10 protein-coding genes are annotated in these 11,765 nt (G+C 40.2%); 8 read left to right on the top strand and 2 right to left on the bottom strand.

What is annotated here, in order from left to right:
• Positions 1-83: 83 nt before the first annotated feature.
• On the bottom strand, positions 84-518 hold the full coding sequence (locus KZP23_RS21110) for a thiol-disulfide oxidoreductase DCC family protein (RefSeq protein WP_226333796.1): 435 nt from the start codon (positions 516-518) through the stop codon (positions 84-86).
• A complete protein-coding gene (locus KZP23_RS21105; protein ID WP_226333795.1) occupies positions 515-3,301 on the bottom strand; it encodes a T9SS type B sorting domain-containing protein in 2,787 nt (928 codons plus the stop codon). The genes KZP23_RS21110 and KZP23_RS21105 overlap by 4 nt, the downstream gene beginning before the upstream one ends.
• A 367-nt stretch (positions 3,302-3,668) precedes the next feature.
• On the opposite strand from KZP23_RS21105, the gene KZP23_RS21100 reads away from it, so the two are divergent.
• From KZP23_RS21100 to KZP23_RS21065, 8 genes are all read left to right on the top strand, one after another.
• Positions 3,669-4,355 (top strand): succinate dehydrogenase cytochrome b subunit, encoded by a 687-nt coding sequence (locus tag KZP23_RS21100; RefSeq protein ID WP_226333794.1) that lies wholly within the window; start codon positions 3,669-3,671, stop codon positions 4,353-4,355.
• 12 nt (positions 4,356-4,367) lie between these two features.
• Entirely contained in the window at positions 4,368-6,302 is a 1,935-nt protein-coding gene (locus KZP23_RS21095) for a fumarate reductase/succinate dehydrogenase flavoprotein subunit (protein ID WP_226333793.1), read from the top strand.
• A 30-nt stretch (positions 6,303-6,332) separates the two neighbouring features.
• Entirely contained in the window at positions 6,333-7,082 is a 750-nt protein-coding gene (locus KZP23_RS21090; RefSeq protein ID WP_192007019.1) for a succinate dehydrogenase/fumarate reductase iron-sulfur subunit, read from the top strand.
• Positions 7,083-7,278: 196 nt separating this feature from the next.
• Positions 7,279-8,685 carry a sodium:solute symporter family protein gene (locus tag KZP23_RS21085; RefSeq protein WP_226333792.1) on the top strand — a complete coding sequence of 469 codons (1,407 nt, stop codon included), beginning with the start codon at positions 7,279-7,281 and terminating at the stop codon, positions 8,683-8,685.
• A gap of 40 nt (positions 8,686-8,725) precedes the next feature.
• The gene (locus KZP23_RS21080; RefSeq protein WP_226333791.1) at positions 8,726-9,166 is read left to right on the top strand and encodes a GNAT family N-acetyltransferase; all 441 of its coding nucleotides are present in this window, start codon (positions 8,726-8,728) and stop codon (positions 9,164-9,166) included.
• A gap of 1 nt (position 9,167) precedes the next feature.
• A complete protein-coding gene (locus KZP23_RS21075) occupies positions 9,168-10,238 on the top strand; it encodes an alanine racemase (protein ID WP_226333790.1) in 1,071 nt (356 codons plus the stop codon).
• Between the two features lie 116 nt (positions 10,239-10,354).
• Entirely contained in the window at positions 10,355-10,960 is a 606-nt protein-coding gene (locus KZP23_RS21070) for a porin family protein (RefSeq protein WP_226333789.1), read from the top strand.
• Positions 10,961-11,172: 212 nt separating this feature from the next.
• Positions 11,173-11,721, top strand: a complete 549-nt coding sequence (locus tag KZP23_RS21065) for an outer membrane beta-barrel protein (RefSeq protein WP_226333788.1) — start codon at positions 11,173-11,175, stop codon at positions 11,719-11,721.
• Positions 11,722-11,765: the final 44 nt, after the last annotated feature.

Raw genomic sequence — 11,765 nt, 5'->3', positions numbered from 1 at the left:
ATATATCAAAAAATTAAGCAAAGCAGATAAAGCGATGAAACGGAATCATTGAAAGTTCGGAAAGCCTTTATTGATTTTTAACCTCATTTGATAAAATCATCAGTGGAGAGAAATTTCCTTTTTTCACGCTCATTAGGTAATCGACAAGTGTCTCTTTTCCCAAACCATTTGTAGCGATTTTTGGCTATCCAATCATAAACAGGGTCTCTCAAAAATTGGGGTACAATGATGAAACCATAAAAAAGGGGCCAAAGCCCCTTGAGTTTTTTTGCAATTTCCAAAGCAGCCCGGCTCTTGTAATATACTTTGTTCTTTCTTAATAGTACTATAGAGTCGAGGTAGGCTTCATCAATGGATTTTCCTTTTAAGAGTGCCTTGCCAGGCTCATCTTGTAGAGAGGCCAACTTGAAATGATTTTTTGAATCATGCTGAATGATAAAGTCCACAGCCTGATTACACAGGTTGCAGACTCCATCAAATAGCACGATATCAAAATCTTGATTGCTTAATGGGCTCATTTAATAATTTGAACATGTCCTTTTAATTCTTCAGAATTAATGCTTTCATCATTGGTGTTGAATAATACCGTTCCGGAGTAGAAATAGGTGCCTGCAGGTAATTCATTTCCATTTTTGTCTATGCCATCCCAACGAATATAAATATCATTTTCATTAGATGTTGCACTATTGTATTCGAATACCATTACTCCCCAACGGTTATATATTTTAATATCCACCGCATCAACAAATCGTGGGCATCTTACAAAAGGATTATCAAAAGCTTGGAAGGTATCATTGATACCGTCACCATCAGGAGTGAAAGCATTGGGTAGTTCATAATTTGGACAATTGTCTACACAGACGATATTGCTTGGCTCACTTTCATTTCCAGAGCGGTCCACAGCGGTAATATAGTAACAACCTTTTAGTTCTGTCAGTCCTGAAATTCTAGTATTCAAATCCAATGCATTCAAGGTACTTACCAATTCGAAAGTGCCTTCATTACCTGTTTCAGAGAAGTAAATTTTATAGCTCCCCAATTCATCATCACAATCTCCAGTGAAGTTGGGTTCCCAGCTGAGGTCATGGTAGAAAGCATCAAAATTACATGCTTTGTCCGCAAGGAATTCTTCACAGTTTGGACCTTCATAAGTCAGTACAGGTGGGCATGGGAGTCTATTGTCATCAGGTCTGGCACAAATGATCTGAGATTTATTTTCCAGAGGATAGGTCAATATGTCTACATTATAGGCACCTTTGGTAATTACATAATAACAATACTCTGTGTCCCTGCTTAGCGGTACTCCATTATGGCTGCCATCATCCAAGAAGGTAAAGCCGTTAGCAGTGACATCTACTTCTGCAATTAGCTCAAAGGTATCTACATCACTAGCCTCTGGATCAGTACGGTTTCGATAGACTTCATGGGTATATTGGCTGATACTATTGTTCCACGGTACATCAAATTGCCAATTGAGTTCAATGGCTTCATTGATGATGGTAGGTTGCAGCCAAACTGAAGAGGCCTTGCTTGAGGTATCAATCCTCACTCCACCATCAAGTAATACTACCTCATAATTATATACCAGTCCCTCCGTGTTTAATCCTGTATCAGTAAATAGTGTATCACTCGTAGTGATTACTGTAGTGTTGTTGTTGTCTCCTCTGAAGCCCTCAGAACGGATAAGTTGGTATTCATAAGGTCCGGGATATTGAGTTTGATCAATATCATATGGCGGGGTCCACTTGATAAACATCTCGCCGTTTGTAGGATCTGTTTCCTCTACACTGACATTGGTGATGATCGGTACATCTACATCAATGGTCACACAGAATTCCTCAGAAACAATGCTTTCTCCACCTCTTGGCTGAGGGTAAACTGCCACTAGTCGGTAACAGTAGGTGTTGCCAGGAGACAATCCCTCTCCACCATTGATGTCTGTGAACTCAAAGGTGCTCATGTCAGTAGTTCCTATCAATTCATAACCAGCCCTGATACCGGTTTCACAAGAATCAGGTTCGTAAGGATTGCTATTGATGCTCCTCCATATTTGCATGGTTTCGGCACTATTGCCACAGGAATAGGGATCCCAATTTATTGTTGCAGTCCTTCCTGGCATTTGTTCTACATCCTGAATCACCGGAGGAGGGCCGACGACTTTGATATTCCAAGTTTTGATGTCCACCAAAGCAGGTCCCGATTCTGGGTCATCAGTAATACGGATCCTGACCTGATATTCCCTGGCCCTTACATGGCCACAGACTGTTTGCCAATCGAAATTAATAATACCAGGTGAAGACTGGAAAGTAGCCACAGGATCATAGGAAGCAGGGGAAGAGGTGATTTCGATAGGGTCTCCAAAAACTTCTATTTTGATATCATCCCCATCTGGATCAGTACCTTGTATGATTTCTTCAATATTAGTTCCGGCCACCACACATATATCAGGTGGTACCTCTAAAACGGGTCTTTGGTTATCGGAATTCTCAATGATAATCTGCATATCCCGGACCACATAACCGATTTTTTGGTATTCGCCGTTGATTTTCCGCCATTCTTCTATATGGAAGGCTACGTTGTATTGTCCTGCCACTCCAGGTGCATCCCAAATTAAGTCACCAGTTAAAGGGTCCATGGAGATATATGGATTGGGGCTGCCATCTTCTTTGTTGAAGCTAAATTCTCCAGATGCAGGGCTTCTATAATTGTTTACCGGTCTTTGGAAATCCTGAAGGGGAACGATATCGTCAAATCGATAAGCCAAACTGTCTCCATCAGGATCATATGCTCCTGGGTTATGGATGTAGCGGGTATTGATCTGGCCATTATCCACTGGAGGGATGGTCAATACAGGTGAGTTGTTGACACCTATAAATGGATCAATGGTAATCATGGTCTCAATATAGAAAGGTGTTTCTACTGAGTTGTCCATGTTAAGCGTAAGGTCGTTACGGTTAAATTCCTGAAACCGGATAGTGTATTGACCAGGGCCTTGATAGGTATGGGTGATCACAAAGGTGTTTTTTTCAATTTGGTTGCCCAGTGATTCCACCATTTCGAAGTCACTCTCCGTATTGAGGTTTTCTACTACCCGGCCATCTCCAAACTCAATTCGTCCCGGGCCAAATATAACCGAGGAACGGGTGTCCGTATAACCTACGACAGTGATCCTATAGGTAAGGGATTGAACAGAAATTCTCTCTGCAATGATTTCACCTGCCCGGATGTGTGTAGCTAATGTCTCTTGAAGTCCTATAAACAATAGTGACAGGGTGAATAAGAGAAAAGCTTTACATTTCATATATCTCATAAGTTTTACTACTTCACCTAAATCTAACCAGTTTATTTAGGTGGATTACTTAAAAATTTACAGTATTTATACTTAAAAAACTTCTAAGTATAAAATATCGCATTTACCTTAATTAATAAATATATACGAATTAAAGTTAAGGAAGTGTACCGTATTACCGAAATCCAACATAAAAATTAAGTGATAAAGGAGCAAAAAGTTTAAAAATACCTGAAAAATAGGTTTCTGATAATTATTTAGAACCTTTTAAAATAAGGGCAATACGTAGTGATCAATTGTTTGATAAACTTTCGACATGTAAATTTGTTAACCAATTTGAACATTTTAAAAACCATCTACACAAATAAAGAGAAATTTTATGAGTTGGGTAACCAAAACCTTTAGTAGCACTTTGGGACGAAAGTTGCTAATGGCCCTGACAGGCTTATTCCTGATCCTGTTTTTGATAGGACACGTTTCTGGAAACATGCTTTTATTCAAAGATGACGGTGGGCAGGCATTTAATGAATATGCTAAATTTATGACTACCAATCCGGCAGTGAAAATTCTTTCCTACCTGACTTACATCTCCATTATTGGACATGTGGTTGTTTCGATCATTCTTTCTGCAAAAAATAAGAAGGCAAGACCAGTAAATTATGCAGATAGCAAAGCAGGTACCAATAGTACATGGAATTCCAGAAACATGGGGGTACTAGGTACCATTGTATTTATTTTTATTGTTGTTCACCTTCAGAATTTCTGGGCACAGATGCATTGGGGAGCCATACCAATGGTGACTTATGAAGGCGGTGAGTTCAAAGATCTTTATTCGGTAGTTAACCTCGCTTTCTCTAATATTGGCTTAGTTGCTCTTTATGTAATTGCAATGGCATTTTTGGGCTTCCACTTGTATCATGGTTTTGCCAGTGCATTTCAGACATTGGGACTGAATCACAAGAAGTACACTCCGGCGATCAAGTTTATCGGCAGTGCTTTTTCCATCATTGTTCCGGCTATGTTTGCCTCAATGCCACTTTATATCTATTTCTCAACTTTGAATTAATAACTAGCCAATATGATACTTGATTCTAAAATACCAGCAGGTTCATTAGCTGAAAAGTGGACTAAACATAAATTTAATATGAAGTTGGTCAATCCGGCCAACAAAAGGAAATATGAGGTAATTGTAGTAGGGACTGGTCTAGCAGGTGCTTCAGCAGCAGCTTCTTTGGCTGAGTTGGGCTATAATGTTAAGGCTTTTTGTTTCCAAGATAGCCCTAGGAGAGCGCACTCTATTGCTGCTCAGGGTGGTATCAATGCTGCAAAGAACTATCAAAATGATGGTGACTCCGTTTACAGGTTGTTTTATGACACCATTAAAGGAGGCGATTACCGTTCCAGAGAAGCCAATGTACACAGACTAGCAGAAGTTTCTGTAAATATTATTGACCAATGTGTGGCGCAAGGTGTTCCATTTGCCCGTGAATATGGTGGATTGCTTGCCAACCGTTCATTTGGTGGTGCCCAGGTATCACGTACTTTCTATGCCAGGGGCCAAACGGGACAGCAGTTGCTTTTGGGTGCTTATTCTGCCTTGAGCCGTCAGGTAGCCAATGGAAAGGTGAAGCTTTATCCAAGAACTGAAATGATGGATGTGGTAACCATCGATGGCAAAGCCAGAGGTATTGTTACCAGAAACCTGATCACTGGTGCCATTGAATCTCACAGCGCACATGCCGTGTTGCTTTGTACTGGTGGGTATGGAAACGTTTTTTTCCTTTCTACCAATGCCATGGGATCTAATGTGACGGCTGCTTGGAGAGCACATAAGAAAGGGGCTTATTTTGCCAACCCTTGTTATACCCAAATTCACCCAACTTGTATTCCTGTTTCAGGAGACCATCAGTCTAAATTGACTTTGATGTCAGAATCTTTGAGAAATGACGGTAGGGTATGGGTGCCTAAAACAAAAGAATTGGCTGAGAAACTTCGTAAGAGGGAAATCATGCCTAAAGATATTAAGGACGAGGACAGAGACTATTATTTGGAAAGAAGGTATCCTTCTTTCGGTAACTTGGTTCCTCGTGACGTGGCTTCTAGAAATGCCAAGTATGTTTGTGATGAGGGCAGAGGGGTAAATGAAACCGGAGAAGCGGTATTCTTGGATTTCCGTGATGCTATCATCAGAGACGGAGAAGACACGATCAGTGCTAAATATGGTAACCTGTTTGATATGTATCAGCAGATCACTGGTGAGAATCCTTATCAGACGCCAATGAAGATTTATCCAGCTGTTCACTATACTATGGGTGGACTTTGGGTAGATTACCATTTGATGACTACTGTACCTGGTCTTTATGCCCTAGGAGAGGCCAACTTCTCTGATCACGGTGCTAACAGATTGGGAGCTTCTGCATTGATGCAGGGCCTTGCAGATGGTTATTTTGTGATTCCTTACACTATCGGTGATTACTTGGCGGGCATGCCTTACGAGAAAGTGGGAACGGATCATGAGGCTTTCAAGCAGTCGGAAAAAGAAATCAAGGATAAAATCCAAAAACTACTTTCCATCAATGGTAAGAAAACAGTAGATGATTTCCATAAGCGATTGGGGAAAATCATGTGGGAATACTGTGGAATGGCCAGAACTGCTGAAGGGCTTCAAAAGGCTATCGGCATGATCCAAGAGCTGAGAAAGGAATTTTGGTCTGATGTCAAAGTATTGGGAACAGGTGATGAGTTGAACCTATCCTTGGAAAAGGCGCACAGAGTGGCTGACTTCCTGGAGTTGGGAGAGCTTATGGTGAGAGATGCACTGCACAGAAATGAGTCGTGTGGTGGTCACTTCCGAGAAGAATATCAAACCGAAGAAGGTGAAGCCCTTCGTGATGATGAGAATTTTGCTTACGTGGGTGCTTGGAAACACATGGGAGATAATGTGGAGGAAGAGCTGAACAAAGAACCGCTTGTGTTCGAGAACGTGAAGTTGACCCAGAGAAGTTACAAGTAATCATTTGACAACCAAAAATTCATAATTATTATGAACTTAACACTTAAAGTTTGGAGACAAAAAAACAGCTCAGACAAGGGCGGTTTTGTTAATTATAATATTGCTGATATTTCTGAAGACATGTCTTTCTTGGAGATGTTGGACGTTTTGAACGAGGAGCTTTCTGAAAAAGGAGAAGATCCAGTTCACTTTGACCATGACTGTAGAGAAGGTATCTGCGGGATGTGTTCTTTGCATATCAATGGTAAGCCTCACGGACCTCAGCAAACTACTACCTGCCAGTTGCATATGAGATCTTTCAAGGATGGAGATACCATCACCATAGAACCTTGGAGAGCAGCAGCTTTCCCTGTGGTGAAGGATTTGGTAGTGGATAGAGGTGCGTTTGACCGTATTATCCAGGCAGGTGGTTATGTGTCGGTAAATACGGGTGGTGTACCTGATGCCAATGAGATTCCTATTCCAAAGAAAATTGCTGACGAGGCTTTTGATGCGGCGACGTGTATTGGATGTGGAGCTTGCGTAGCGGCTTGTAAAAATGCTTCTGCTATGCTGTTTACTTCCGCTAAAATCTCCCAGTTGGCCATGTTGCCACAAGGTAAGGTGGAAAGAAAAGAGAGAGCAGAGAAGATGATCGCCCAAATGGATGAGGAAGGATTTGGCGCATGTACCAACACAGGAGCATGTTCAATTGAATGTCCTAAAGGCATCAGTTTGACCAATATCGCTAGAATGAACAGGGAATATTTCTCTGCCATTGTCAGCAGTGAGAATGTATAATTGAGATCATAGACACATAAAGTGAAAGGCCGGTAGTTCCGGCCTTTTTTATTGCCTGATTTTTTGGTTCATTATTGTAAAAACAAGTTTTTATAGATCATTTCCTAAATAAGTGCAGTCCTTATTGGAAAAAACGAGGAAAACTATAACTTCAACATTTTGTTAATATTGGTGTAGACAAAAAGAATCTCTTTTAATGGAATGGATAGATGTAGGTATTTTTATATTGTATATGATCATTATGCTTGGAGTGGGGTTCTACTTCATGCGAAATAACCAGGGGCAGGATGACTATTATGTAGGGGGGAGATCCATTGGGCACTGGCATATTGGACTTTCAGTGGTGGCTACTGATGTAGGCGGTGGTTTTAGTATAGGTCTGGGCGGCTTGGGATTTGCAATGGGACTTTCAGGTAGTTGGATGCTCTTTACGGGATTGATTGGAGCCTGGCTGGCAGCAGTATTTTTAATTCCTAAGGTGAAATCAAATCCTGCTTTTGCTAATTTTTACACCTTCCCCCAGATTTTTCAATACCTCTTTAATCGGCCAGTAGGGATTGCCTCAGGAATCATTTGTTTTGTGGGCTATTTGGGATTTACTTCTTCACAACTTTTGGCTGGCGCAAAACTAGCTTCGGGAACTTTCAAAGGATTGGACTTGAACCTTGCCCTTTTAATCATGGGGATTATTGCAGTAGTTTATACCGTTATGGGTGGGTTAAAGGCTGTTATTTATACCGATACCATTCAGTGGGTGATTTTATTGTTGGGCTTTAGTTTAATAGGTTTGCCTATTTCCTATCACCATGTTGGAGGTTGGGAAGCCATTCATGAGACCCTGCCCAAGGAATTTTTCAGCCTTTCCAATTTGACCTGGCAGGATATGGCCAATTGGGGGATAACCATTTTGCCTATTTGGTTTGTGGGCATGACGCTTTATCAGCGAATTTTCGCGAGTAGAGATGTGAAATCAGCCAAGCGAGCATGGTATATTGCAGGGCTTTTTGAATGGCCGGTTATGGCCTTTATGGGTGTTTCATTGGGATTATTGGCCAGGGTTGCCTTTGAACAAGGGATGATAGCAGAAAATATTGAAGATTTAGATCCAGAAATGGGCTTGCCTATTTTGCTTAGTACAGTTTTACCTGCAGGGATTATGGGACTGATGATGTCCGCTTATTTTTCAGCGGTACTTTCCACTGCAGATTCATGTCTGATGGCTGCCTCAGGAAATCTGACTACAGATCTTTTTGGAAGGTGGTTTGCCAAACAAGCTGAAAAGAAATCCATGCATTTCAGCCAGCTTTTTACTTTAGTGATAGGGACTTTGGCTTTGCTAATAGCTATGCAAATGACCAATGTGCTGGAATTGATGCTTTATTCTTATGCATTTATGGTATCGGGCCTATTAGTCCCTATTCTAGCAGGTTTGTTTTGGAATAAGAGAAATCCAAAAGCAGCTTTATCTTCGATGATCATAGGAGGCGGGGTTACGGCTGGTTTGGCACTTAGTGGAACGTCACTTCCCTTAGGGCTAGATGCCAATTTATTTGGGCTTACAGCCTCTTTAGCAGTGTTTTTGCTTGTTGATAGCTTAAGCTGAATTAAATAATTAGTGAGTATATACAGAATAAATATCCAATATGATGAAAATAGAGACACTTTCAACCATTGATAATGCCACCTTTTTACAAAAAACCGAAATTGCAGATTTTCTGTTTAAGCATTTGGAAGAATATGGTGATCCTCACGCGGATATCATGAAATGCTTGGACTATGCTTTGGACATGGCTGGCGATAAAGGAGGTTTTGTTGTTATGGGAAGAGAAAATGGGAAGATTGTAGGAGCAGTAGTGGTGAATAAAACAGGAATGTCTGGATATATTCCAGAAAATATTTTAGTTTATATAGCTGTTAATGCCAATCAAAGAGGGAAAGGAGTGGGGAAGAAATTAATGAAAACAGCCATAGATATGTCCAGTGGTGATATTGCCTTGCATGTGGAGCCAGACAATCCCGCAAGAAAACTCTATGAAAAACTGGGTTTTACCAATAAATACCTCGAAATGAGGTTGAAAAAATAAAATGGCATTTCTAAATCTTTACAAGGATAACCTGAAAAGGAATTACGAATTTCTACGTCAGAAATTTAAGGAGAATAATGTGGCTTGGGGAGCAGTTTCCAAATTACTATGTGGAAATGAGATTTACATCCAAGAGCTGATAGACTTAGGTATAGATGAAATCCATGATTCCAGGATAAGTAATCTAGCTAAGGTGAAGGAAATCAATGAAAACATAAAAACGGTTTATATTAAACCTCCTTCTAAGCGTAACCTGGCTGATGTGGTTACCTATGCAGATGTAAGTTTGAACAGTGAATTAAATACGATAAAGTGGATCAGTGAAGAGGCCGTCAAGCAGCAAAAGAAACACCAAATCATCATTATGGTGGAGACTGGAGATTTAAGGGAAGGGGTCATGGGTGAAGATTTGGTGGAGTTTTATGCCAAGATTTTCAGGTTGCCCAATGTGGAGGTGATTGGGCTAGGTACCAATTTAAATTGCCTAAATGGGGTAATGCCTTCTACAGACAAATTAATTCAATTGTCACTTTATAAACAGATCATTGAATTAAAATTCAACAAAGAAATTCCTTGGGTATCTGCAGGAACTTCGGTGACCATTCCACTGATGCTGAACCACCAGTTACCAAAAGGAGTCAATCATTTCAGGGTGGGGGAAACCCTGTATTTTGGTGCCAATCTATTTGACGATTCCACCATCAAGGGGATGAATGACGGTGTTTTTGAATTGTGCGCTGAAATCATTGAGTTGCAGGAAAAACCACTTTTGCCCACGGGTAATTTAGCAGCAAATCCCCAAGGGGAAATTGCTGAGATCGATGAATCCTTATATGGCCAATCTTCCTTTCGAGGAATATTGGACCTGGGCTTGTTGGATGTAGATCCTAAATATTTGATTTATGATAAGGACGAATTTGAAGTATTGGGAGGAAGTTCGGATATGTTGATCCTGGATTTGGGTAAAAACCCGAAAAATTACCAAGTTGGGGACCTGATTCGCTTTAAGTTGAAGTATATGGGGGCTTTGGCTGTTTTAAATTCCTATTATATTGAAAAAAGAGTTAAGTAGGTGCTAATGAGCTTAGCAGCCTTTTATCATAGGGGGTAGACATTTAATTAAATTAAGCAGCATACGTTTTGGCATGGAATTCGTAGAGTAGTGGTTGAACCAACTATATAAACAACATGAAAAAGGTAATTTTTGCTTTTATCGCAGTAACATTATTTGTTTGGGATGCAAATGCACAAAGGAGGACACCGGCAAGTGCTCAGATGAGTAATTTTGGTATTCGTGGAGGGGCAAGTTTCTTTAATTGGGGAGGAGACGATGGCTCCAATAATGATTATACCAATAGGGCGGGTTTTCATGCAGGTATATATGGAAACATGTTCGTGACCGATAACTTTGCCATTGAGCCCGGAGCCTATTTTTCACAAAAAGGAACAACAGCAGATAATTTTGCAGATTCCAGAACGGTACTTAGTTATGTGGATGTGCCGATTTTATTAAGGTTTTATGCCAGTGATGGTTTTAATATCTTTGCAGGTCCCCAAGGTTCTATTCTGGTAGATTCGAAATTTGAAGGAGATGCTTTTGGATCAACCTTTGAGTGGGAGCGTGATGATATCAATGATTTAGATGCTGGCTTGGTGTTTGGTATAGGATATAACCTTCCTGTAGGTTTAAATGTACAGGGTAGCTATGATTTAGGGCTGACACCTGTCTTTAAGGACTCAGATGCCGAAGTCTATAATAGGGGCTTTAAAGTTTCTTTGGGCTATAGCTTCTAAAAGATATAGAAAAATAGAAAAGGGTTTTGCTGTAAAGCAAAGCCCTTTTTTCTGGGGTGTACAGAAACTCAAACGTTAGATTTATATTATTTTTTGCTAAATAAATCGGAATGCCTAACGTTACCATTTTATTGAATTACTTTTTTAGCTAGTAGCTTTCTCCATTTGTTTGAATTTCACTTTAAAGCAAAACATAAAACCAAGTAAAAACCATGAAAACACAGTTGATCATAATTGTAATGCTACTGTTGGGGGCTTATCAGCAGGTAAAAGCACAAACGGGGATTAGGGCGGGATGGAATTACTCTAAGATCCATGATATCAGTAATGGAGGAAATTCAGGGTTCCATGCTGGTATATACAAAAAGATAAGTTTGTTGGGGCTGATAGGCGTAGAGCCAAGTATACAGTATTCTCAAAAAGGAGCAGAAGTAGACAATATGGGGACTTCAGGAAAAGAAAGATTGCATTATATTGATGTTCCTGTACTGGTGCGCTTGGGATTTATTCCACTGATTAATGTTTTTGCTGGTCCGCAAGCCTCCTTTCTTGTAGCAAGAAAATACGATGGAGCGACCAATGTATCTTCTATAAATGAGCTTTCCCAGTTTGATATGGGGGGAGTGGTAGGAGTAGGGGTGAATTTGCCCTTGGGCTTCAATGTACAGGGAAGTTATGATTTTGGTTTTTCAGATTTGAATTATAATGATTTTGAAAGTAAAAACAGGTTAATAAAAGTATCTATTGGGAAGAACTTTTAATCAGTTGAAAGAAGAATAGCAAAAGCCTGTTTGATATTCCAAAC

Origin of the sequence: Echinicola marina (assembly GCF_020463795.1) — a bacterium.
Taxonomy (GTDB): Bacteria; Bacteroidota; Bacteroidia; order Cytophagales; family Cyclobacteriaceae; genus Echinicola; species Echinicola marina.
The sequence above is the reverse complement of the archived record's forward strand: the minus strand, read 5'-3'. Positions and strand labels throughout refer to the sequence as shown.

Coding starts and splice junctions, on each gene's coding strand:
- KZP23_RS21075 (WP_226333790.1), top strand. CDS start 9,168: ATGGCATTTCTAAATCTTTACAAGGATAACCTGAAAAGGAATTACGAA.
- KZP23_RS21100 (WP_226333794.1), top strand. CDS start 3,669: ATGAGTTGGGTAACCAAAACCTTTAGTAGCACTTTGGGACGAAAGTTG.
- KZP23_RS21070 (WP_226333789.1), top strand. CDS start 10,355: ATGAAAAAGGTAATTTTTGCTTTTATCGCAGTAACATTATTTGTTTGG.
- KZP23_RS21090 (WP_192007019.1), top strand. CDS start 6,333: ATGAACTTAACACTTAAAGTTTGGAGACAAAAAAACAGCTCAGACAAG.
- KZP23_RS21095 (WP_226333793.1), top strand. CDS start 4,368: ATGATACTTGATTCTAAAATACCAGCAGGTTCATTAGCTGAAAAGTGG.
- KZP23_RS21080 (WP_226333791.1), top strand. CDS start 8,726: ATGATGAAAATAGAGACACTTTCAACCATTGATAATGCCACCTTTTTA.
- KZP23_RS21105 (WP_226333795.1), bottom strand. CDS start 3,301: ATGAAATGTAAAGCTTTTCTCTTATTCACCCTGTCACTATTGTTTATA.
- KZP23_RS21085 (WP_226333792.1), top strand. CDS start 7,279: ATGGAATGGATAGATGTAGGTATTTTTATATTGTATATGATCATTATG.
- KZP23_RS21110 (WP_226333796.1), bottom strand. CDS start 518: ATGAGCCCATTAAGCAATCAAGATTTTGATATCGTGCTATTTGATGGA.
- KZP23_RS21065 (WP_226333788.1), top strand. CDS start 11,173: ATGAAAACACAGTTGATCATAATTGTAATGCTACTGTTGGGGGCTTAT.